Origin of the sequence: Paenibacillus sp. FA6 (assembly GCF_051550225.1) — a bacterium.
Classification (GTDB): Bacteria; Bacillota; Bacilli; order Paenibacillales; family Paenibacillaceae; genus Paenibacillus_AQ.
This window is the reverse complement of the sequence record NZ_CP188820.1, coordinates 2,445,609-2,468,437: the sequence shown is the minus strand read 5'-3', so window position 1 is coordinate 2,468,437 and position 22,829 is coordinate 2,445,609. Positions and strand designations below refer to the sequence as shown.

General features: G+C 43.2%; 19 protein-coding genes and 2 pseudogenes. 14 read left to right on the top strand and 7 right to left on the bottom strand.

The genetic code is table 11. From position 1 onward, the window contains the following. The first annotated feature begins 131 nt into the window (after positions 1-131). Positions 132-839, top strand: a complete 708-nt coding sequence (gene deoD, locus ACP8HI_RS11510) for a purine-nucleoside phosphorylase (RefSeq protein ID WP_438351205.1) — start codon at positions 132-134, stop codon at positions 837-839. A gap of 296 nt (positions 840-1,135) precedes the next feature. Here deoD and ACP8HI_RS11505 read toward each other — a convergent pair whose 3' ends face one another. Continuing rightward, positions 1,136-1,342: a hypothetical protein gene (locus ACP8HI_RS11505; RefSeq protein ID WP_438351204.1), complete on the bottom strand. Its 207-nt coding sequence runs from the start codon at positions 1,340-1,342 to the stop codon at positions 1,136-1,138. Positions 1,343-1,560: 218 nt separating this feature from the next. After that, the gene (locus ACP8HI_RS11500; RefSeq protein WP_438351203.1) at positions 1,561-1,902 is read right to left on the bottom strand and encodes a hypothetical protein; all 342 of its coding nucleotides are present in this window, start codon (positions 1,900-1,902) and stop codon (positions 1,561-1,563) included. 248 nt (positions 1,903-2,150) lie between these two features. Here ACP8HI_RS11500 and ACP8HI_RS11495 point away from each other — a divergent pair, with 248 nt between their 5' ends. Genes ACP8HI_RS11495 through ACP8HI_RS11480 form a run of 4 tightly spaced genes read left to right on the top strand, consistent with a single transcriptional unit; the run spans position 2,151 to position 5,237 of the window. Next, positions 2,151-2,720, top strand: a complete 570-nt coding sequence (locus ACP8HI_RS11495) for an RNA polymerase sigma factor (protein ID WP_438351202.1) — start codon at positions 2,151-2,153, stop codon at positions 2,718-2,720. Further along, positions 2,717-3,166: a hypothetical protein gene (locus ACP8HI_RS11490; RefSeq protein WP_438351201.1), complete on the top strand. Its 450-nt coding sequence runs from the start codon at positions 2,717-2,719 to the stop codon at positions 3,164-3,166. Before ACP8HI_RS11495 ends, ACP8HI_RS11490 begins: the two co-directional genes overlap by 4 nt. Then, positions 3,142-4,323: a hypothetical protein gene (locus ACP8HI_RS11485; protein WP_438351200.1), complete on the top strand. Its 1,182-nt coding sequence runs from the start codon at positions 3,142-3,144 to the stop codon at positions 4,321-4,323. Before ACP8HI_RS11490 ends, ACP8HI_RS11485 begins: the two co-directional genes overlap by 25 nt. Before the next feature lie 26 nt (positions 4,324-4,349). Continuing rightward, the gene (locus tag ACP8HI_RS11480; RefSeq protein ID WP_438351199.1) at positions 4,350-5,237 is read left to right on the top strand and encodes an NAD-dependent epimerase/dehydratase family protein; all 888 of its coding nucleotides are present in this window, start codon (positions 4,350-4,352) and stop codon (positions 5,235-5,237) included. A gap of 374 nt (positions 5,238-5,611) precedes the next feature. Here the strand turns inward: ACP8HI_RS11480 and proC are convergent, their stop codons facing one another. From proC to proB, 3 genes are all read right to left on the bottom strand, one after another. After that, positions 5,612-6,472, bottom strand: a complete 861-nt coding sequence (gene proC, locus ACP8HI_RS11475; RefSeq protein WP_438351198.1) for a pyrroline-5-carboxylate reductase — start codon at positions 6,470-6,472, stop codon at positions 5,612-5,614. A 22-nt stretch (positions 6,473-6,494) separates the two neighbouring features. Further along, complete coding sequence (locus ACP8HI_RS11470; protein ID WP_438351197.1) at positions 6,495-7,748, bottom strand: glutamate-5-semialdehyde dehydrogenase; 1,254 nt, start codon at positions 7,746-7,748, stop codon at positions 6,495-6,497. 198 nt (positions 7,749-7,946) lie between these two features. Further along, entirely contained in the window at positions 7,947-9,050 is a 1,104-nt protein-coding gene (gene proB, locus ACP8HI_RS11465; protein WP_438351790.1) for a glutamate 5-kinase, read from the bottom strand. Positions 9,051-9,497: 447 nt separating this feature from the next. Between proB and ACP8HI_RS11460 the strand changes: the two genes are divergently transcribed. After that, entirely contained in the window at positions 9,498-10,313 is an 816-nt protein-coding gene (locus ACP8HI_RS11460; protein WP_438351196.1) for a carbon-nitrogen family hydrolase, read from the top strand. Between the two features lie 29 nt (positions 10,314-10,342). Here the strand turns inward: ACP8HI_RS11460 and ACP8HI_RS11455 are convergent, their stop codons facing one another. Next, entirely contained in the window at positions 10,343-11,257 is a 915-nt protein-coding gene (locus ACP8HI_RS11455) for a LysR family transcriptional regulator (protein WP_438351195.1), read from the bottom strand. A 771-nt stretch (positions 11,258-12,028) separates the two neighbouring features. Here ACP8HI_RS11455 and ACP8HI_RS11450 point away from each other — a divergent pair. Further along, a complete protein-coding gene (locus ACP8HI_RS11450) occupies positions 12,029-12,742 on the top strand; it encodes a hypothetical protein (RefSeq protein WP_438351194.1) in 714 nt (237 codons plus the stop codon). A gap of 238 nt (positions 12,743-12,980) precedes the next feature. Continuing rightward, positions 12,981-13,082: pseudogene (locus ACP8HI_RS11445) on the top strand (tRNA pseudouridine(38-40) synthase TruA); the annotation flags it as partial. Between the two features lie 58 nt (positions 13,083-13,140). Here the strand turns inward: ACP8HI_RS11445 and tnpB are convergent. Beyond that, positions 13,141-13,380 (bottom strand): annotated as a pseudogene (gene tnpB, locus ACP8HI_RS11440) (IS66 family insertion sequence element accessory protein TnpB); the annotation flags it as partial. 762 nt (positions 13,381-14,142) lie between these two features. Here tnpB and ACP8HI_RS11435 point away from each other — a divergent pair. From ACP8HI_RS11435 to ACP8HI_RS11410, 6 genes are all read left to right on the top strand, one after another. After that, entirely contained in the window at positions 14,143-15,693 is a 1,551-nt protein-coding gene (locus ACP8HI_RS11435) for a response regulator transcription factor (protein WP_438351193.1), read from the top strand. A gap of 203 nt (positions 15,694-15,896) precedes the next feature. Next, a complete protein-coding gene (locus tag ACP8HI_RS11430; protein ID WP_438351192.1) occupies positions 15,897-16,859 on the top strand; it encodes an ABC transporter permease in 963 nt (320 codons plus the stop codon). A 13-nt stretch (positions 16,860-16,872) separates the two neighbouring features. Further along, entirely contained in the window at positions 16,873-17,742 is an 870-nt protein-coding gene (locus ACP8HI_RS11425; RefSeq protein WP_438351191.1) for a carbohydrate ABC transporter permease, read from the top strand. A gap of 32 nt (positions 17,743-17,774) precedes the next feature. Beyond that, on the top strand, positions 17,775-19,454 hold the full coding sequence (locus ACP8HI_RS11420) for an ABC transporter substrate-binding protein (protein WP_438351190.1): 1,680 nt from the start codon (positions 17,775-17,777) through the stop codon (positions 19,452-19,454). Positions 19,455-19,618: 164 nt separating this feature from the next. Next, positions 19,619-21,367 (top strand): sensor histidine kinase, encoded by a 1,749-nt coding sequence (locus tag ACP8HI_RS11415; RefSeq protein ID WP_438351189.1) that lies wholly within the window; start codon positions 19,619-19,621, stop codon positions 21,365-21,367. Next, positions 21,364-22,668: an ABC transporter substrate-binding protein gene (locus tag ACP8HI_RS11410; RefSeq protein WP_438351188.1), complete on the top strand. Its 1,305-nt coding sequence runs from the start codon at positions 21,364-21,366 to the stop codon at positions 22,666-22,668. Before ACP8HI_RS11415 ends, ACP8HI_RS11410 begins: the two co-directional genes overlap by 4 nt. Positions 22,669-22,829: the final 161 nt, after the last annotated feature.

Sequence of the window (22,829 nt, the reverse complement as noted above, 5' to 3'; positions counted from 1 at the left end):
GAGAGCGTCAGACTGAAAAGCACATGCCAATTATGATATGATAGCTTTAGACTAACTATTGAATTTGTCATGATGGGATAAAGCTAATTGTAGATGTGAATCAACCAATCTAACTTTCAGGGGGAACACGAATGAGCACTCATATTGGGGCGAAACCTGGCGATGTTGCGGAAACGATACTGTTACCGGGAGACCCACTGCGCGCGAAGTTTATTGCGCAAACGTATTTGGAGAATGTGATCTGTTACAACGAAGTTAGAGGGATGCTCGGATTCACGGGTACTTATAAAGGGCAACGTATTTCCGTTCAAGGAACGGGAATGGGGATTCCATCAACTAGCATATATGTGAATGAACTAATTAGTGAGTATGGTGTCAAAAACCTAATCCGTGTAGGTACGTGCGGTAGTATGCAAGCAGATGTTCATGTTCGTGACGTTATTCTTGCGCAGGCTTCTTGTACGGATTCCAGTGTCAATCATCACAATTTTGGAGGGTATGATTTCTCGCCCATCGCGGATTTTAGCATGCTCAAAACAGCTTATGAACTAGGAATAGCTAAAGGTCTTCAGTTACATGTAGGAAATGTATTTAGCTCTGACATGTTCTATCGCGACGATCCTTCTGTTGTGCAGAAACTGATGAAGTATGGTGTTCTAGGTGTGGAAATGGAAACAACGGCGATCTATACGCTGGCAGCGAAGTTTGGCGTTCACGCCTTAACTATCTTGACAGTGAGCGATCATTTATTGACTGGTGAAGAGACAAGCTCAGAAGAGCGCCAGACGACGTTTAATGACATGATGGAAGTGGCACTCGATACTGCGATAACTTTGTAAAACATTCGTAGGTGGCTGCTAGCAGGCTATGAGCAAGCATTATATAGAAACTGGGAATGAGACTGAGCGGGGGAGAGCCTCGTTCAGTCTTTTTGACATATAAGGAACCTGGAAAAAGGACGGCGAAGCCGTTTTCACTTAACTTTGGGCAAATTCCTGCGAAAGTGCAGGCTTTTTTCTTCGAAATGTACTTTCTAGCAAAATACCGCCGATTGTGCAGGAATTTAAACCATTAGTCGCTAAATTGGCCGGTAGACAGGTTAAAAGATGTATATTGCAGGTATTTTACCAGTATATCAGCGAATCAGTGCTCCAGGCTGAAGTTCATATCGTACAACATGTTTACCCTCCGCCCCGGTTACAGCGGCAAACAAACCCTTGATGCAGAGCGATTGTAGTGTTCGAACAGCGGTGCGGTGATTGATGTTTAAATGAGTTTCCACATCGATTGGGCGCAGAGGGCGAGTAAGTAAACAGGCAAGACGAATGATCTCTCGTTCCATGACATTGATCATGCTGTTAGGAGTAGATTCTGATTGGTAGCGGCTAAGCACCATGCGTAGTAGCGTAATGCACAGCTCGGGTCGGTGTGCGACGTCATCATAAGCAAATGAAATAACCTGAAATCCCATACCAGACAAGCAGAAACGGCTATGCCGTCCTTTTTCAAGGACGGTATCCGTCTCTGCCGAAATATAAGAAATAGAGTATCAAGTGAAACTTATGCTTTCTTATATTTTAAAAAGGTTTCCCGATTTAACTCATTGCAATATTTTTTTCTATCCATGTCCCGTACATGTGGACCGAAACCTTTGATCTCGATAACAAGTTTTACACCTTGTGTAAGCCAGACGAAATCGCAGAAATAGGATAGACCCCGCCAATCGAGGATTTCGAATTCTGGATGTAAATGATCGAAATTTCCAAGTAATGGCCACCAAATGTTGTGGCAGAACAACTTCTCTGCTTCGCGGTGACCTCGCTTTAGACGGCCGCGACGTTCTCCCATTCTTTTGTCTAAATGGTACTGAATATATACAGCATGTGCTTTGTCAAAATTCATCTCGATATCCCCCCTGAATAAAAAGAAAACGTCCCGTTTCCATTCGCGGGGGAATGGAAGCGGGACGTTCTTCGTCTCTTGAAGACCATTATAATAGAGAAATTTGATTTTGTCACTTGCAGAATAGCTTGCTCATCTTTCATCAATAACAAGAGAATATCTTTGTTCACTCTATCGTTTTATGGTACTAGTTCAAAACTTTTTTCGAAAGAAGTGCAGGGGCAATGATAAAATGAACGTCTAAGATTATGGGGAAGGAGAGGAGAACTATTGACGAGGATAAAATCATAGAAGAAGTGCTTCAGGGTAACTCTGATGCTTTTCGACTCATTGTAGATGAGTACAGTAAACATATATTTTATACGACATACTCGGTATTGCGTGATGTGAAGGATGCGGAAGATGTTGCCCAAGAGACATTTATCCAGATCTATAAGTCTCTTTCTCAATACCGGTCCCAAGGATTTAAATCGTGGATTACTCGAATTGCTACGAACAAGGCTATTGATTTGAAGCGAAAGAAGACACGGCGAGGTGAGGATAATCTATATCCAGTGGTCGACATGGAATTGATCCCCTCGGATGAAGAAGATCCATTAACTCTGAGCATCCGTCAGGAGAAGAAGGAACTATTCAAGAAAAAGTTACAAATGATACCAGATAATCATCGCGTTGTGCTTACAGCATTTTATTTAGAGGAGAAAAATTACGACCAAATCGCTCAAGAGCTCGAAGTGAAGCCAAAGACGGTAGAATCTAAGTTATATCGGGCAAGAGATTGGATTCGGAAGAAATGGAAGGAGGAAGAATGGAAATGAATCATTTAAGTATGGACGATAAGCGAAAGCTCGCACAGCGTTATTTAGATGGAACTTGCACGATGGAACAAGAGCAGACTTGGGAGTCTCTACTACTTGAAGATAATGAAGCAATGCAACTACATATCCAACTCCTATCTTCCATGGAACTGAGGATGCCAGATATGGTGGATGCAATGCAATTTACGGATGATGTCATGAATAGACTCCCTAATCATTTTTATGAGAAAGATATGTGCTTCGTTGAACAACGACGACGGTGGTTTGAACATCCGGTCTTCCATTATACAGTGGCTGCTTGCTTGACCTTGTTGTTCTTGTCTACCGGGCTTTTTGATAAGTTGGTACCTGGTGACTTGAATGTGATAACTAAGGAACATACAACGTCTTACAGTGATCAGATCATGGATATAACAGTAACTTGGCTGGACCAATTGAAACGATAAATGAATTGAGAGGATGGATCTATGTGCATAATGAGCGAAGTGGATTTTTTGCTTTTATATTAAATGTGTTTCCTGGTTTAGGGCATTATTTCTTGGGAAGAAAAACGAGAGGTTTGCTATATCCGTTATTGTTTTTTGGAAGTATTGGTGTGAGCATATTATTATTGATAGCTAGCAATGAGGAATTTTTTATGGGTGTTGGAATTGTAAGTGGACTATTCATCTGGTGTGTCAGCATGCTTGATTTAATCATCTTCTTATTGAAAGCACCATCTCCATCTTCATCCCAGATGAGAAATGACCTAGGCCATGCTGTGAATGAATATGGGCAGTTGATCAGTGAGCCACGTACGCAAAGCGAGCATAGTGAACGTTTTTATACGATTCTACTATCTTTTATTCCTGGATTAGGCCATCTACAATTGGGGTTGATGCAGCGTGGATTATCTTTTCTAGTATCATTCTTCGGGTTAGTAACGATCATGGTGTTCGTTACGGGGATTACAAGTTCATCGGTATTCCTGTTGTTCCTAGGTGTACTTCCGATTATTTGGTTGTATTGTATGTTTGATGCCGTACAACAAATCAATCGGAAACAGGCTGGGGAGATGTTAGTGGATCGTACGTTGTTTGAGGAATTTGAAGAAGGACGTGCAGATGGTAAACGCAGTAAAATATTAGTGACGTTGTTGTCTGCTTTTCCTGGAGCGGGACATATGTATCTCGGCTTGCAAAAGAGAGGGTTACAACTGATGGTATTGTTCTTGGGTTCCATCTATGTGCTAGATATTCTCAGACTATCATTGTTCATGTTCCTCATCCCGGTTATTTGGTTCTATAGTTTCTTTGATGGACTACAACAAGCCTCTCGTTATGGCAAAGAACCGCTGATTGATCGGCCGCTAGTTGAGGGACTCGATAATCATCGTGGATTGATAGGAATAGGGTTACTTGTGCTTGGGTTGTATTACTTAGGTACTCAATTCATTATTCCTGTATTGGAAAGACAGTTCCCTGAGTATCGTATTGATTATAGGTTACGTACGTATATTCAAACTTTCATTGTTTCTGTACTACTCATTGGTGGCGGACTGAAGTTGGCGCTCGGAAATAAGAAAATGAAGAAAAATCCAGAACAAGTCCGAGGTCGTCGATAATCAACTGGATGAGTAGGGGGAATTTCATGAAAACAGCATTAGTATTAGGCGGAACGCGTTTCTTCGGCAAGAGGCTAGTAGAGTTGCTTTTGGAAGAAGGAATGGAGGTAACGATTGCTACAAGAGGGATCACTTCAGATTCATTTGGAGATCGAGTGGGGCGACTGGTTGTAGATCGTGAGAACTATAGCTCCTTATTAAAAGCTACAGCAGGTTATGAATGGGACGTCATTTATGATAACATCTGTTATTCACCTCAAGACGCATGGAATGCTTGTAAAGTATTTGCGGGCAAAGTGAAAAGATATATTAACACATCAAGTATGTCCGTTTATGAGCAAGCACCATATGAACATACAGAGGCAGAATTGGATCCACATACGTATCCAATCAAAATGGGTTGTCGCTCCGATTTCGATTATGGTACAGGTAAAGCTTTAGCTGAAGCTATATTTGCGCAACATGCTACATTTCCTGTCTGTAGTGTTCGCTTTTCATTCGTCGTGGGGAAAGATGATTATACACGACGGCTCGAATTTCACATCGATCGGATTATGAAAGGGACCGTTATAGGTATTCCTTCGGTTGATGCTAAGATTAACTTTATTTCTTCGGATGAGGCTGCGACATTGTTATGCTGGCTTAAGGATCAATCTATTACGGGACCTCTTAATGCTTGTGCAACGGGCGAGATATCATTAGCGGAGATGATTACTTTGATGGAACAGGAAGTAGGTAAGACAGCGATGATTGAACATCATTCGCCAGAATCGGATAAATCACCTTATGGTGTGGAACAATCATTCTTCATTAGTAATTCCAAGGGGAATGAAGCGGGATTCCCTTTCACACATTTGGATTCATGGTTCCCAGATCTAATCAGTGATTTGGCACGAACGAGAATAACATTATAAAAAGCAACCCATCCCTGTGGTATACAGGATGGGTTGCTTTTGGTTGGTATATGTCTCAATTAAGAAGCACATTACTACCGGTCTAAAGTGCCAACACTAACGTGGTTGGATATAAAGCCTGCAATGGTACATCTTTTTTCTGCGTTATCTATCGATTCACTCCATATTCCAGCGATAATACATCTTTTAGCCTACTTAAGGGACAAACCCTCCTACTTATGATTAAATACCTGCATGATTGCAGGTATCTTCACGATATCATTGGTTTCGAAAGAAAAGCCTGCGCTTTCGCAGGAATATGATACTCATCTAAACAACTAGATAAGACGAATGTCTCATTCTGATTTCCTAATAAGTGGGATTGAGCCATTAAATCAACTATTATCACTCTCTAGTTGAGCACCCATTTCCCGTGAGCGTTCGGCACAGCGATGGACAGCGGCAATAACATCTTCGAAGAAGTTCCCCTCATCAAGCGTTTGGATCGCTGCTTGTGTAGAGCCATTCGGAGAAGTGACCTTAGCTCTCAATGCACTAGGTTCTTCACCCGTCTGTTGCACCATTCTGGCAGCACCTAGAACGGTTTGGACGGTTAAATCTTTACTTTGCTGTTGCGTCAGACCTCCGCGAATACCTGCTTCCATCATAGCTTCCATCATATAGTAAATATAAGCAGGCCCACTACCAGAAATTCCAGTCAATACTTCCATTTGCATCTCATCGATGACGGTGACCGTGCCGACGGCTTCAAAAAGAGTCATGACTGTCCGACGTTGATCTTGAGTAATTTCTTCGGAGAATGAAATTCCAGTGGCACCAAGACCGATAGAACTGGATGTATTAGGCATCGTGCGAGCGACCGGTAGGTTCCGACCTAATAGACGTTGTATGGTATGGATAGATAAACCTGCGATAACTGAAACAATCAGTTGCCCCCCGGATAGTAAGGGACCCAATTGTTGTAGGGCGGCAGCGGCATCCTTAGGCTTCATGGCTAGCACGATGACTGAAGAAGTCCGAAGGATTCCTATCTTGGCAGCCTCATCATTGCTGGTCTGTACATTGTAACGTTGATTCAATTCCTCAAGCCGGGCAGAATTACTACGATTCAGCATGATTATGTTAGAAGGTGAAATGACTGAACGCGCAATAAGACCGCGAACAATAGCTTCTGACATCGAGCCTGCTCCATAGAAGGCAATATTGTTCTGAAATAAACGATGTTGTTCGCTCATAATATGATCCTCCTTACCGGAATTAGCGACGGATTTGTCCGTTGCCATAAATACGGTATTTAGTAGTAGTGAGTGCAGGGAGTCCCATTGGGCCCCGCGCGTGCAATTTCTGAGTACTAATTCCAATCTCTGCTCCGAACCCAAATTCGAAACCGTCTGTGAAGCGAGTAGATGCATTATGGTAGACGGCAGCAGCATCAACTTCTTGAATGAAAATTGTAGCATGATCTTGATCTTCAGTCACAATACATTCAGAGTGTTGTGTACCGTGTTTCGCAATATGGTCAAGCGCTTCTTGCATCGTATTGACTATTTTTACATTCAAAATATAGTCATTGTACTCAGTGGAATAGTCCTCTTCCGTAGCTTGAGTAGCCCACGGGATTAATGCAAGTGTATCCTCGCAGCCTCGTATTTCTACATTGGATTCCTTGAACTGCTCAGCGAGAAGTGGAAGATGGATTGCTGCGAAATCTTTATGAATGATTAGGGTTTCCATTGCATTACAAACAGAAGGACGCTGAACCTTGGCATTTAAGCTGATATCAGCAGCCATAGTAGGATCTGCTGAAGCGTCGATATATGTATGACATACGCCAGCACCGGTCTCTATCACAGGAACAGTGGAGTTCTCTACGACATTCTGGATGAGGGATCTTCCGCCACGAGGAATGATGACATCTAATATTCCTTTAAGTTTCAGCATTTCATCAACGGAACTACGATTTGGATCTTCAATGATTTGAAGAGCATCTACAGGAATAGCTGATGAGGCTAGTGCGCGATGCAACACTTCAATAATTTGACGGTTTGATGAGATGGCGGCTGAACCACCACGTAAGACAACAGCATTTCCCGTCTTTAGACATAGACCAGCGGCATCGACAGTCACATTAGGGCGAGCTTCATAGATGATTCCGATAACACCAATGGGTACGCGGATTTTATCGATCATTAAACCATTAGGACGATCGATGGCATCTAGTACATCACCAATGGGATCTGGAAGATCAATAATTTGCTCCAAGCCTTCGGCCATGGCATTGATTCGATCTGGATTCAATGCAAGTCGATCCAGAAGAGAAGGGGGTGTTCCTTGTTGACGTCCTCGCTCAAGATCTTCGAGATTGGCGGTAAGTATAATCTCCTGTTCTTCTCTAAGAGCTTGGGCCATAAGTCGCAATGCATTATTCTTCTGCTCTGTATCCAAGCGGTTAAGCACGGTAGATGCGGCTTTGGCGAGTATTGCTTTATTTCTTACTTCACTAGTGTTCATGGGATAACCTCCTAAAAGTGTTTGAGCATAATCATAGAATTATTGTAGTGATAATGCTTTTTTGTTTTGTTGTAGAGGGGACGGAATTGTCCTGAAGAAGCGAAGCGTTCGCCTTTGCCTCCGAATTTTGTCGCTAACAGCGATATATTCAAAAAAATTTGGGGGCAACAGCGATCGGAAGGATAATCCGTAACCTCTCTACTTTAACGTAATCCACTCATCACGGTGAATAACTTCCAATCGATGAATATTCTCTGTCTTCTGAAAGACATCCGAACTAGACATTCCGCGAACTTCTCGTAATTGATCGTCATCGTAATTAATGATGCCTCTTCCAATGACTTTAGCTTCCATATTAAGCACTTCGACAACATCTCCTGCATGGAAATGACCTTCAACGTGCTTAACACCGACTGCAAGTAGACTATGTCCCCCATGAGTTAGTGCTTTTTCTGCACCTTCATCTACTGTAATAGAACCAAGTGGTGTGGACATGAAGCCGAGCCATTGCTTCTTCATAGAGAGAGAGGAAAGTTCTGTGTCGAAGTATGTTCCGCGCCCAGCTCCATCAACTGCAGATTGCAGATCCCCAGAAGCAGTTACTTTTCCTACGAAAACAGGGACCCCTCCTCTTGTTGCGATTTTGGCGGCATCCACCTTGGAGCGCATTCCACCTGTACCGAGGGAAGAACCAGCACCACCGGCAATGGCATAAATCTCCTCTGTAATTTCACGGATACGATCGAATCGAACAGCATCTGGATGTTTGCGGGGATCTCCTGAATATAGACCATCCATATCTGTCAGAATCAATAGATGCTGTGCCTTTACTAAATTGGCGACAAGAGCGGATAATGTGTCATTATCACCGAATTTCAATTCATCTACAGAGACAGTATCATTCTCATTAAAGATAGGTATGACACCTTGTTTCAACAACTCTTCAACCGTCATGCCAGCGTTGTTCATTCGTTTGCGACTACAGAAGTCGGTCCGTGTAAGAAGTAACTGAGCTGTGACAATACCATGTGACCCGAAGGCCTGCTGGTAGGATTGCATTAATAGAGCTTGACCTACCGCTGCTGCGGCTTGTTTTTCATGCAATAGACGGGGGCGAGAGGGATAACCTATCTCGCGGAAGCCTGCTGCTACGGCTCCTGATGTGACTAATAGTATTTCATGACCTGCTGCTTTTAAGGAAGCCATTTCTCCTGCGAAAAAGTGGATGGCCTCCCGGTTTAGAGCTCCTTCGGCAAAAGTAAGGGAGCTACTACCGATTTTGATGACGATACGGGATGACACAAGTATCACGTCCTTATGATTATTCATTGTAACAATAAATTGACAACAAAAAAACCTTCATCCTTGAAGAGCAAAGGACGAAAGTTATAGCTTCCGCGGTACCACCTTTATTGATGAATAAATCATCCAACTTGATTACCTAGTAACAGAAGGTTCTGTCCTACCGATATGGCAGGCCGCTCAGGGGTAGGTTAAAATAAGATTCACGGTAAATTCTCTCAGCTAAGGAATTTACTCTCTAAAGGCGTGAAGTAGCCTTATTAATTGGTCCCGTCAACACGTTTATATTTATAATATATATGGTTAGGTTTAATTTCAAATAGAATACCATGGAACCCTTGGTTTTGCAAAGAGTATGAGGTAGATAGATTGAATTTTGCAGACTATTGTACGGGGTAGCTTTTACAAGATATGATGAGCACATCAATTAGAATTGGGGGAACCTTGATGATAAGAGGTGCAGAGAATGATAATTTACGTATAGCATTGATTCAAACTTCTATTATATTAGGTGAACCTGTCGCGAATGAGGAGCACATCCTTTCATTAATGGAGGAGGCCGTCGCAAAGAACCCGAAACCAGATCTCTTAGTATTACCTGAATTGTGGAACACAGGATATGCATTGGAGCAGATTCATCATATTGCAGATGAGGGTGGTGAGCATAGCAAGCGTTGGTTAAGTGCTTTTGCCAAGCGACATCAAGTCTTGATCGTTGCAGGTTCGATAGCTGAAACCAACGCAGGACAGGTGTTCAATTCGATGTATGTGTTTGATCGAGCAGGTTTGCAAATTGCTGATTATTCAAAAATTCACTTATTTCGTCTGATGAATGAAGAGAAATATATAGTCCCTGGTCAACAATTAGTTGCATTTCAGCTGAATGATGAATGTGTAGCAGGTGTATGCATTTGCTATGATATACGGTTTCCGGAAATGGCACGTTCCTTGGCTTTGAATGGAGCGAAGGTACTGTTTGTTTCGGCGGAATGGCCGCATCCCCGCTTACATCACTGGCGAACATTACTCATGGCACGAGCCATTGAGAATCAAATGTATGTTATCGCGTGTAACACAGTAGGGGAGAGCGGAGATGCTTCATTCTTCGGTCATTCGATGATCATCGATCCATGGGGTGAGATTGTTGTTGAAGGTGGAGAAGGCGAAGAAATAGTTATCGGTGAAGTCTCGATTTCCCTTGTTGATGAGGTACGAAGTCGTATTCCCGTCTTTCAAGATCGGCGACCAGAGATTTATTATTAAAAAGATGAAGCATAGATTTGTGTAGCTGTTTATTTCAATTCCTCCATGGATTTCTTGAATGTCGCAATAAAAGCCTCGGCGGCTTTGGAGAGATAACGACCTTTCCGATAAGCTACGACTAGCGTTCGAAAGGGAATAGGCTCAGCCAACGGTAAATAAACAGGTACGAACTCCGATCTAGGTGCACGCGCAATGTAACGTGGGACCAGTGTTACGCCCATTCCTGCTGCTACTAGTGCTTGAATCGTCTCCATGTTACTGCTTTCAAATACGACTTGTGGAACGAACCCAGCTTTTTGACAGAGATCGAAGGTCATGGTGCGAAAGCCTTGGCCTTTTTTGAGTACGATGAAAGATTCATCTTTGAGTTCTTCCAATTGAACAGGTACAGGTGAGTTGCTACTATTTGCTCTCAATGCTAGTGGATGCTGAGGGGGAACAGCCAGATCGATCAATTCTTCTCCAATGACCTCATATGCAAGAGAAGGTTCCACCAGTGGAAGGGAGAGTAAGCTTAGATCCGTCCGACCCAGTGCGGTCAGTTTCTCTAAATTCATTGAAGAATCTTCTAATAAATTGATTTCTATATCTGGAAAAGCTAGCTTGAAGCTCGGAAGCACATAAGGAAGTAGGTGAGAACCGGTAATCGGCATGCTTCCCACAACGACTTTTCCTCCGCGAAGTTGCGAAATATCTGACATCTCCTGTCGCAATAATTCAACTGCATCGATAATCTTCTGTGCTTGCTCTATAAACTTCTCTCCAGCATGAGTAAGCTCAACACTACTTGTATTGCGCTGGAAAAGAAGCACTCCAATCTCCTTCTCTAGCTTGGCTAGCTGCTGACTGAGTGAGGGCTGAGCAATATGTAGTTTCTCTGCTGCTCGCGAGAAGTTTCGTTCCGCTGCAATTTGTATGGCATATTGTAATTGTCTTAGTTCCATGCGCAACCATCCTTCAATGTGTGTTGATTTGTATTCTAATTCTATCATAGGAACATTAAATTTACTAAAAGAGCCTGTTCAAAAAGCTCATAAAATTGAATAGAAAAAGAAAATGCATCGAAGCGAAAAATGGAGGTATCCCAACAACCACTAAACTAAGAACTGTTTATAAGGGGAACTATTAGATTGCTTATGTAGGCATGTTTTTGTGGGGGTATTGTCTATTCTAAGAACGTATTTCGAGTATTTAGTTACAGAAGTAATGGTGGGAGTGGCAGCAGTCTATCGGTAACTTATTTGATGCGACTCATGCCGTTAAGGTAGCCCCAAGAGAGATGGAGTAATAGACTGGAGATCTTCTTGATGTCAAGGGATAACGTAACTCATTATATTAGAGATATGGCGGGTCGGTAATAATAATGTTGACGAACTTCGTCTATAAACAGATAAAGCTCATTAACTTTTTCCGAGATTCTTCATGTCAATTTACAGATTGTTACAATCATGTTAATGTGAAACTACACTGATCGCAAGCACTGGCGTGTAGTCCGAAAGCATCGGCAAAATCGCCCTCTTATAGGCGGGCAGGGCGATTTTTTTGTAATGGAATTATAAAGTTGGAACTGACATTAGCTTTAGAACCCCAGACTATTGGGAGCGAATTAACGCTTGGATATATCAACAAGAAAGTACAATTTAGGTAGAAAATAATAATGAATAATTTCATTACATCTGATTAAGGGGAAAGTAATGATGTTGGAGGTGAAAAGTATGAAAAGATTAATTTTTTCTACAATTATATTTGTGTTGATACAAAGCTTTGTTATTTTTATTTGGACTTTTTTAAACCCAAATTTTTTTTTGAAGGGTTTCCTTATTTCAAGTTGGGTAATTTATGTTCCAGTTATATCCCTAGTTTTTACAATTCTTTTTAATATAATAATGAGAAAGAGCTATTTAATTGTATTGCTTATTTTGATGCCTATTTGTTCATTATACTTGTTTACAATTGTAGAACCTTATTTTATCAACTTGGATCATCGAAAAACTGATTATGAATTCTTTTTAAATGATAAACAATCAGGAGAGCCTCGTTTCTACTATTTTGTCTCTACTGCTCATTCGAATGATCGGAATTTAGAGAATAAGTTAATTAAAGTAATAAATGATGAGATTCCGGAAGATTATGTATTGATGCGTTTACAACCGGATAACGATGAACCTATTGTCTGGGTTGAGGTTCTTAAACCTTCTCTTTTAATGGGGAGTCTATCTAAATTTGCATATTATGATATTAAAACAAATAAGTTATCAAATTTTGTTACGGAGCAGCAAGTTTCAAAGGTTCTTAAAAAACATGGTGAAAAAGTGTATCATTTCGAGAGAAAGGAAAAAATAATATCTAGTGTTTTTATAAATGATATTACGGGAAAGGTTAATATATTGAAAGTTATTAAGTCTGATGGGAAATTGATTTTAAAATAATTAACTTAACTATCGAACCTGTATTTACTCGAATTGAGAGTCTGTAAAATAGATTGTGTAAACTCCTAAAACTATTAAAATGGTAATATACGAAAGGTTGGAGAGAACGCATCAAAGGGAAAAGTATCTTTCCTACGGATGATTCCTTATTGAAAATGCTCTACTTGGCCACGATGGATGTAACTTGCAAGCTGCTCGCGAGAAGTTTCGTTCGAAGTAAAGGACAAAAGAACAACTCATGAATAAATATAAATTGACCATTCAATATGATGGTGTACGATACAAAGGCTGGCAACGACTAGGTAATAGTGTGAATACGAAACAAGAGAAAATCGAGAACGCCCGTCAAGCAGCTTACGAAATTCACGTGAAGAAACGTTCATGGTTTGCTCGTTTCCCGTCGGCCATTGGAAAATGCCCTGTTCAAGACGGTGATAGAACAACCAAAAGCCTTTATGCTCCCAGTACAGGATTTTAAGCTTGTTGCGTTGTCGATTGCAGAACGCAAACAAGCATGGAAAAAAGGGCTCGAGTCCATACCCCTCTTGAATAAGTGCCGCAAGCCCGTCGATAGACTTGCGCAGATCGGTTGATCCACAGGCGAGGTAGACCCGTGCTGTTACGGGTACCGTTAACATGATTTAATCTCCGATGCATGTACGACTTCACGAAGTAGTTGCGGGTAGAATCCCGAATTTAAACAGGCTACAGGTATAGAACTTATTTCTCGTAAATACACAGGGAAGTACGAATGATATATGGAACATCTAAAATAAAACAGGCTGGAATCAAGAGTGATTGACTCTTACATTCCAAACTGTTTTATTTCGCTGTATAGATGGCGTTTTGCTAGAGAAATTGATGTGATGGCAAGGAAAAAGGCTATTCTCAATTTGTTTCCTTTTGATAACTTGTGTATTCAAACATAAACAAACATGATAATATAATTAATGAAATTATTAAATAATAGTATATATATTCAGGGTGGCAACTCAATCTAAAGTCACTATTTAATATCTACGGGTTTAATTCCCCGCAGCTTGCATCGGGGAGTTTCATTGAGAGCAAACGACAAATTCCAATGGGATCAAATTTTTCGAGAACGGCCATAAACATATGGAAGGACAGTTTGGAGATTGGATCATTGAGGTAGGAAGGGTGTATTACGAGAGTTGGGTATTAAGGTTTGAAGGGTAATATAATTTCGGAGCATGAACTAATTATGAGTCGAGATACTTCGTAGATGGAAAACTTTTTTGTGATTCGGTTTTCTGAAGGAGACATGCTCCATATGCTTGTGAAATCTAGTTGGATTGGCAGTGGACCTTCTATAAAACTTGAAGAAAAAACTAGTATTTAGTATAAATGCTGTAAGATAAGCGAAGCGGGGGCGGGGAGCTTTGTACAAGGTACTCTTAGTAGATGACGAATTTATTATCTTAGATGGTATAGCCTCCGTCGTAGATTGGGAAGCGATCGGAACGCAATTGATCGGAACAGCGCAAAACGGCGTTGAGGCATTCGAGATCGTGAAGCGCGAACTGCCGGATATCATCATTAGTGACATCCGCATGCCAGGAATGGACGGGCTGCAACTGTTGGCCGCGGTTCGGGAGCTCTATCCGGACATATCTTTCATCATGCTTACGGGTTTCTCCGAATTTGACTATGCAAAGACCGCTATGCAGTACCGGGTCAATCACTATTTGCTGAAGCCGTGTAGCGAAGAGACAATTGTGGAAGCGCTTACGGAAGTCGTACGACGAAAGCGTGAAAATGACGACAATGACCATTTCGTACAATCAATTAAGTACGGTCTCGAACGCGCGCTACCGCATGCGAAGGAGCAATTTCTAAAGGAACTGGTCACGAACAAAACGTACGGAGTGAAAGAATGGCAATACTTCGGTCAATTGTTCGACCTTCAGTTTCATAGCCAGCGTGTTCGGCTATTGCTCGTCGAGATTGAGGGCGAACACGAATACGAGCATCTATTTGCGGTTAAAAATATTGCTAAGGATTTGTTCCATCATTCGATACTCAGTTCAACCTTAGGCAATCATGTCCTACTACTGATGGAGGAGAAGCTGAGCGAAGAGGAGCTGTTCGAGCGTATCGATGCGATCCGCTCCACATTCATGAAATATTACCGATTAGACCTGACGGCAGCACTTAGTGAGCCTGGGGAATTGTCACATGTGCGACGATTATACACGCAGACTATCGATTGCTTGAACCACAGGTTCTATCTGGGTGAAGGCAGCTTGATTACGGAGCGCGATATATCCGTTCAGGGCGATGCAGTAAAGCGCGAGTTCCAATTCGAACCGGAGCGGCTTGTCATGCTGATTAAAGCGGGGCACTGGGCAGACGCAGAGATTGAGCTACACCATATGTTTCAAGAGATGGCGAGACTTCGATTCGATATCGAGGATACGAAGTCGTATATTATTCAAATTTTCATGGAAATCATTCGATTGTGTGCCCCTGTGCAGATGAAAGATCATTTGGACAAGCTGCCCAGCTTTATTGCGAACAGTACGCTACAGTCGTTCCAGCAGTTCGTTATGATGATTGCCCAGGAGATTACGCTTGACCGCTATGACCGAAACCGCCGCAAGCAATCGCAAATGGTGCAAGCCGTCAAGCATATCGTGCAAACCCGATATAGCGATGAAATGCTAACGCTCCAGAAGATAGCAGATGAAATTTACATGAATCCTGATTACATCGGTAAAATGTTCAAGAAGGAAACCGGAGAGAAGTTTACGAATTACGTGATGAACGTTCGTATCCAAAAAGCGCTGGAGCAAATCGAGCGTGGCGACTATATCACGATAGCGACGCTTGCCGAGGTGGTTGGCTTTGGCGATAACTGTCCTTATTTCAGCAAAGTATTTAAGAAATTTACTGGTTTTTCCCCTTCGGAATATCGGAAGAGTTCCTCTTAAGCGGTAAAGCAATTGAGCCCTGCATCCCTAGTAATACGGAATGCGGGGCTTTATTGTCGTTTCATTCGCTTTATGTCCAAGGAGATAAATAACGGTTTTGGACATAAAGCAATCGGAAATGGACATGGGATTAGGTATTCCGGGCATGTATATTTAATAATATAAACATTAATTAATTAACAGAAATGTTGGAGGGGAATGTAATGGAACTGGAGCAACGGTTGTCCACCAAGAATGCAAAGACAAAAACAAGTAGACTATCCTTCATCAGAAAGGAACTGCATCGGAATAGATACGTATATCTCATGCTGATTCCCGTCGTCGCGTATTACTTGATTTTTAGCTACGTACCGATGTACGGCCTACTGATGGCGTTCCAGAAATCCTACAGTCCGATCAAAGGTATTATGGAAGGCAAGTGGATCGGGTTCGACAACTTTACGATGTTTTTCCAAAGCTATTACTTCTGGCGGATTATCAAAAATACGCTTATTTTAAGCCTATACAGCATTGTGTTCGGCTTCCCTGCACCGATTGTGCTCGCTTTGCTGCTTAATGAAGTCAGGCTCAAATGGTTCAAAAGCACGATACAGACGGTAAGCTACATGCCTCACTTCATATCGGTCGTCGTCGTTGTCGGTATGTTGAAAACGTTCTCATCACTGGACGGCGGGCTATTCAATGTGATTCGCGGTTTTTTCGATATGCAGCCGATCATGTTTCTTGCGGAGAAGGATATGTTCAGACCGATGTATATTCTTTCTAACATTTGGCAGGGCGCGGGTTGGGCATCGATCATCTTCCTAGCAGCGCTAAGCGGTATCGATCCACAGCTATACGAAGCCTCGAAGATCGACGGCGCCGGACGATGGAGGCAACTGCTTCACATTACGCTGCCGGGCATTATGCCGACAATGGTCATCATGCTGATCCTACGATTGGGAGCAATTATGAATGCCGACTTCCAGAAAATTTTGCTCATGCAAACTGCGCCGACATACGAAACATCTGATGTCATATCAACCTTCGTCTACCGCTCAGGAATCTTGGAAGGGAACTACACGTACTCAACAGCGATAGGTCTTATAAATGGTGTTATCAATTTCTCGCTGCTCATACTCGCCAACTCAATAAGCAAAAAGGTAAATTCCACTAGTCTTTGGTAAATAGGAGGGGCCTATGAAACGCTCAACAGGTGAACATATTTTCGATAGTCTTAACGTCTTGATGATGCTCTTCGTTATTGCAATATCTTTTTATCCGATGCTGTACGTGTTCAACTCATCGATAAGCGATCCGGATCAACTGCTTCGCTCGCGGTCGCTCATGCTGCTGCCAGAAGGGTTTCAGTTGGAAGCCTACAAGTCCGTGTTCAACAATCCTAAAATATACAAGGGATATATCAATACACTGATTTATGTTGTCGCAGGAACGTCCGTCAACCTGCTAATGACCTCCTTGGCCGCTTATGGATTGTCGCGGATGGACTTGATGGGTAGAAAGACATTAATGAAGTTGATTACGTTTACGATGTTTTTCGGCGGCGGTATGATCCCGACGTTTCTGATGATTCAAAATTTGGGGCTTGTAGATACCCGTCTTGCCATGATTATTCCCGGTGCGATCAGCACCTTCTACTTCCTAATCATGAAGACGAGCTTCGAGAGCATTCCGATGAGCCTGATCGAATCAGCCAAGCTAGACGGGGCTAACGATTTTCTTATTCTGTTCCGCATCGTACTTCCGCTCTCCAAACCGATACTCGCGGTCATGATGCTTTATTACGCGGTTGACCATTGGAACGATTATGTCGGACCGATGCTCTACTTGCGAAATCAGGAGCTATATCCAATCCAGATCATTATGCGCGATATTCTCATCAGCAGCAGTACGGAATCGATGGGAGCAGGAGCCGATACGGGCTTCGCCATCGGGGAAAACATCAAATACGCAACGATCATCATCTCGACGCTACCTATCATGGTCGTGTATCCGTTTATCCAACGATTTTTTGTTCAAGGCGCTTTAATCGGTGCTGTGAAACAATAAATAATTAAACAAGACTTAGGAGGCGATTATCGATGAAAAAGAAAATGGGGTTAATGCTTGTGAGCTTGATGATGCTATTAAGCGTCATGTCGGCTTGCTCGCAGAACAACAATGCAACAACTGAAGGTAATAACGGGGGCAACAAAGTAACAGAAGCACCGGTATCGCAAGCAGCTGCCGACGAGGAGGCCATATCCGTAATTCCGCTACCAATCACGAACGAGTCGTTTACGATCAATTACTGGCGAGCTAATGATGCCAAGCTGACGGCTTCCTTACAAAACTTCGGGGAAATGGCCAGCTATAGGAAGAAAGAAGAACTTACCGGCATCAAGGCCAACTTCACGCATCCACCGCTCGGCCAGCAAAGAGATCAATTCAACTTGCTGATCGCGACGAAAGATTTGCCAGACGTCATTTATTATAACTGGGCGGACGCTGTAGGTGGCCCGGAGAAAATGATCGAGGACGGGCGGATCATCCGCTTGAACGAGCTGATCGACCAATACGCTCCGAACCTGAAGAAGATTATTGAATCCGACCCGGACGTGAAGAAGCAGATCGCGCTGGACGACGGTACGATCTACATGTTCCCGTTGCTTAAGCTAGACGCTTTGAAGCTGAACGCAACCTCCGGCCTTATTATGCGCAAAGACTGGCTTGACAAGCTCAGCCTTAAATCTCCTACGACGATTGACGAATGGCATACGGTATTAAAAGCGTTCAAGGAGCAGGATCCGAACGGTAACGGCAAACCCGATGAGCTTCCATTCACGGGCAACTGGGGTCCGGGAAATCTGACGAAGCTACATGACTTCTCGCCTTCGTTCGGCGTTATCGGCGGCTTCCAAATGGTCGGCAACCAAGTCGCTTACGGTCCGATCCAATCTGGTTATAAGGACTTCCTAGCGACGATGGCAGAGTGGTACAAAGAAGGGTTAATTGATCCGGAGATTATGACCAACGACGGCAAAGCGTTCGACTACAAAGTCACGAATAATTTGGCCGGCTCCTACCAAGGAGGCGTATTCAGTGGTATGGGCAAATTCTTCAACCTGATGAGAGGCACCGATCCGAACTTTAGCCTGACGGGCGTAGCATCGCCGCTCGCGCCGGACGGCAAGTTATATGCAACCTTCAATTTGAACAACAAGGTGCTCACTTATGGAGAAGCCATCACGGCAAGCGCGGACAAAGACAAGCTGAAATATATCGTGCAATGGATGGATTACAACTACAGCCTTGAGGGTAGCGACTTGTTTAACTTCGGCATTGAAGGCGAGAGCTACACCAAGGAAGGCGATACGTACACATTTACCGATGCAATCGTCAAAAACCCGAATGGCTTGACGTATGATCAAGCACTATCGACTTACGCGCTGTCCATTATGGACGGGCCTATTAACCAAGACAGCAAATATCTGGATGCATTGTTGTTCGACCAAGGTCAGAAGGACGCGAACACGGAATGGATGAAGCAAAGTTCTGAGCTGACGCTGCCTCCGCTTCGTCTCACTATCGACGAAGCTAGCCAAGTAACGTCCATCATGAGCCAAGTCAATACGTATTTGAACGAGACGATGACAGGAATCATTAACGGTTCGAAGCCGATTACGGAGTTCGACAAAATGGTCGAAACGATTAAGAGTATGGGTATTGACGAAGCGGTTAAGCTTCATCAAGCGGCCTATGAGCGTTATATGAGCAAGTAATTCGTTATGGATAGAGACTGTTTTCCAGGCCCCGCTGCCCGGGAGTAGTCTCTATTGGGCTATCAAGATGTGACGCTAGCAAAAGAAGTCGGATTTGAGTGCTCGTAGTCTGCCTTAATATGTTACACCTAATGTATGAACGGTTGCAAAGGGGCGCTCTTTCCATGAAGGTATATCGAAATTTGAGTATTAAACTGAAAATGTTTCTAATGATCATGCTTATTATGGTCATTATTATTGTACTGGCGTTCAGCTCTCTCTATTACGCTTATTCCATCTATGATAAGCAGTTGTATGATAAATCCCACCGGCTCTTGAATCTATCGTCCACAACAGTCGATATGGAGCTGAAGAAGCTTGAATCGATGTCGCTTACGATTATTTCTGATAAAGAGATTCAGCAGGGTCTTCAGGATTTGGTTCACAACGACTCGGACTATTCGGGTTATATGATCCGAATGAAGCTTACTGACCGACTATGGGCGCATATAAGCACCGCCGAAAGGTATATCCAATCGGTTCATCTAGTTGATTCCATGGATAGGGTCAGCAAGCATGGCGAAACGGTAGCATACTCGGATGAGAAATATATTCGGATGATTAAGGAAGCGCAAGATGGCAAAGGCGCTGTCCGCTGGCTGTATCCGGATAATGCCGACCCGATGCTTATTATGCTAAGGGAAGTGCGCATGTACGACCCGATGACGCTAGAGACGCTTGGTTACCTCATCTTGAGAATCAACATCGAGCGATTAGTAGAGGACTATGCGGGAGTGGCGAACGAGAGCAGCGATATGATCTTGAAATCCGGTAATGATATCGTATATCCGTTCCGAGATCTCTCCCATGATATGGGGATGGCCTTGCAACTGGAGACATCGGCAGATGGTTATGAAATAATGCAGATGGATGGAGAGGCAGTTTTTCTCTCTCAGAAGAAGTCCGCATACACCGGATGGACTTATTATAATATCGTTCCGTATAACCATATTTTCAAACCGATCATATGGCTGAAGAACATGTTGATCATCGTGTTTCTTTTAACGATTGTAATCGGAATTATAATCGCTCTTACTTTTGCGCGAAGCTTGACCAGGCCGATCAGGCAGCTCATTAGTCAGATGAAGGAAGTGCAATACGGGGATTTGGAAAACATGGATTCGTATTTGTCTGCTGCGCCTTCAGAGCAGATGGATGAGGTTGGGCTGTTGCAGCGAAATTTCCGGTTAATGATTACGCGGATTAACACGCTTATTAAGGAGAATTACTCCAATCAATTGATAATTAAAGAAACGGAATTCAAGGCGCTTCAGGCCCAGATTAATCCGCACTTTTTGTATAATTCGCTTGATTCGATCAATTGGCTAGCGAAGAAGAGCTCTCAGTCCCAAATATCAAGCATGGTCGTTTCGCTCGGCTACTTGTTACGCTCGTCAATTAGCTTGAAGAAAAATGTCATTACCATCGCAGAGGAACTGGAAATCGTCAATCATTATATAACGATTCAGAAGTATCGATTTCAACATCGGTTAGATTTCCATCTAGAAGTGCCCGAACGTTATCATACTGTTATGATCCCGAAGTTAACGTTGCAGCCGTTGGTCGAGAACGCCATTCAATACGGGCTTGAACCGAAAATTGAGCCATGCAGGATCCGTATATACGTGGAGGAAGGCGAAGGGTGGGTAAGACTTGTCGTTGAGGACCAAGGACCCGGCATAGAGGAGGACTATTTGCGCAAGGTGCTCAGCGGCGAAGTGGAGACGAGAGGTTCGGGCATTGGACTACTGAATATTCGTGATCGTATGAAGCTTGCGTTCGGCGACCAATACAATCTTTCGATCGAAAGTAAACCCGGTATCGGAACGAAAGTCTACGTTCTGCTTCCGAATCCTCTGGAGGTGCAGGGATGAGAATGACGTTTCGAATAGTGGTGCTGTTCTTCCTAGCAATAGCTTTAATCGGCTGCGGTAATCGTTCCTCCAATCCATGGAACCTCATACCAGACGAGAGGATTACGCTTCGTATCGCTTGGTGGGGAGGCGATTTCAGAAACAATGCTACGATTAAGGTCATCGAAATGTATGAAATGCTAAATCCGCATGTCAATATCGAATTCGAATATAGCGCCTTTAACGAATATTGGAAGAAGATAGCCCCCTACGCAGCGGGTAACGCGCTGCCAGATATAATTCAAATGGATATTTCTTATTTGTCCCAGTATGGTTCGCTTGATTTGTTGGAAGATCTTACTCCTTATGTTAGCAGTGGGAATATCGATGCGAGTGACGTGAGCGAGCGAAATATATCCAGCGGGAAGCTTGACGACAAACTATTCGGATTTAATTTAGGCGTTAACGCCTTATACAGCGTGTACGATCCTGAGGTATTTAAGGCTAACGGCATAACGCCACCTACGGAAGGTTGGACCTGGGAAACTTTCGAATCGATGGGTGAGCAATTAAGAGGAAAATCTGTTTATTTGGGTACGTATTTTACACCTGAACAGTTTTTTGCCTACTATTTAAGGCAACAAGGCGATACACTGTTCGCACATGATGGCTCGAGATTGGGCTATGAAAACGATACGCTGTTTATCGAATACTTCGGGCTTATGCAGCGGTTGACCATGAGTCGACTTATTTATTCGCCGGATATATGGAACTCCAACATCCGGCTCGCTGATTCCGATCCATTCTACAGAGGAGAGACGCTGCTTGGGTGGGGCTATTCGAATCAATTTATTAGTACCGTAGAGCTTTATGGCAAGCCGCTGGAGATCGCGCCGATACCGGGACCGAATACCGATCAAGGTATGTTTCTGAAGCCGAGTATGTTTTTTTCAATAGCAAAAAACTCGAAGCATAAGGAAGAAGCGGCGAAATTCATAAGCTTCTTCCTTAACGATCTGGAGGCTAATAAAGTATTGAAGGGCGAGCGCGGCGTACCGGTCTCAGCTGAGGTGAAGGAACAGTTAAAGCCGTTTCTAGAGCCGGAGCAGCTTCAAGTATTCGATTATATCGAATGGGTCGAAAACAACAGCAGTCCGATGGATCCGCCCGATCCGGTCGGAACGGCGGAAGTGACGAATATTCTGCGCAATTTGAACGATTTGCTATTGTTCGGCATGATCACGCCTGAAGCGGCGGCAACCGAATTTCGTCTGAAAGCCAATCAAATATTAGCAAAACACAATAAATCATGGGAAGGATGATTGTAATATGGCAAAGCTTGAATTGGATCGAAATGAAGTGAAGTGCTGGAGGCGATCGATCGCGTCGTGCATCGAACGTTCCAAATGGATCTGCATTGGGATTGGCCAGCTGGTGTTGCGATGTTCGGCGTGGGAGAAGCCTATGAAGCGACAGGACGCAA

Excerpts from the sequence above, each read along its gene's own strand:
- deoD (WP_438351205.1), top strand. The coding sequence starts at position 132 with ATGAGCACTCATATTGGGGCGAAACCTGGCGATGTTGCGGAAACGATA.
- ACP8HI_RS11505 (WP_438351204.1), bottom strand. The coding sequence starts at position 1,342 with ATGGAACGAGAGATCATTCGTCTTGCCTGTTTACTTACTCGCCCTCTG.
- ACP8HI_RS11500 (WP_438351203.1), bottom strand. The coding sequence starts at position 1,902 with ATGAATTTTGACAAAGCACATGCTGTATATATTCAGTACCATTTAGAC.
- ACP8HI_RS11495 (WP_438351202.1), top strand. The coding sequence starts at position 2,151 with ATGGGGAAGGAGAGGAGAACTATTGACGAGGATAAAATCATAGAAGAA.
- ACP8HI_RS11490 (WP_438351201.1), top strand. The coding sequence starts at position 2,717 with ATGAATCATTTAAGTATGGACGATAAGCGAAAGCTCGCACAGCGTTAT.
- ACP8HI_RS11480 (WP_438351199.1), top strand. The coding sequence starts at position 4,350 with ATGAAAACAGCATTAGTATTAGGCGGAACGCGTTTCTTCGGCAAGAGG.
- proC (WP_438351198.1), bottom strand. The coding sequence starts at position 6,472 with ATGAGCGAACAACATCGTTTATTTCAGAACAATATTGCCTTCTATGGA.
- ACP8HI_RS11470 (WP_438351197.1), bottom strand. The coding sequence starts at position 7,748 with ATGAACACTAGTGAAGTAAGAAATAAAGCAATACTCGCCAAAGCCGCA.
- ACP8HI_RS11460 (WP_438351196.1), top strand. The coding sequence starts at position 9,498 with ATGATAAGAGGTGCAGAGAATGATAATTTACGTATAGCATTGATTCAA.
- ACP8HI_RS11455 (WP_438351195.1), bottom strand. The coding sequence starts at position 11,257 with ATGGAACTAAGACAATTACAATATGCCATACAAATTGCAGCGGAACGA.
- ACP8HI_RS11450 (WP_438351194.1), top strand. The coding sequence starts at position 12,029 with ATGAAAAGATTAATTTTTTCTACAATTATATTTGTGTTGATACAAAGC.
- ACP8HI_RS11430 (WP_438351192.1), top strand. The coding sequence starts at position 15,897 with ATGGAACTGGAGCAACGGTTGTCCACCAAGAATGCAAAGACAAAAACA.
- ACP8HI_RS11425 (WP_438351191.1), top strand. The coding sequence starts at position 16,873 with ATGAAACGCTCAACAGGTGAACATATTTTCGATAGTCTTAACGTCTTG.
- ACP8HI_RS11420 (WP_438351190.1), top strand. The coding sequence starts at position 17,775 with ATGAAAAAGAAAATGGGGTTAATGCTTGTGAGCTTGATGATGCTATTA.
- ACP8HI_RS11415 (WP_438351189.1), top strand. The coding sequence starts at position 19,619 with ATGAAGGTATATCGAAATTTGAGTATTAAACTGAAAATGTTTCTAATG.
- ACP8HI_RS11410 (WP_438351188.1), top strand. The coding sequence starts at position 21,364 with ATGAGAATGACGTTTCGAATAGTGGTGCTGTTCTTCCTAGCAATAGCT.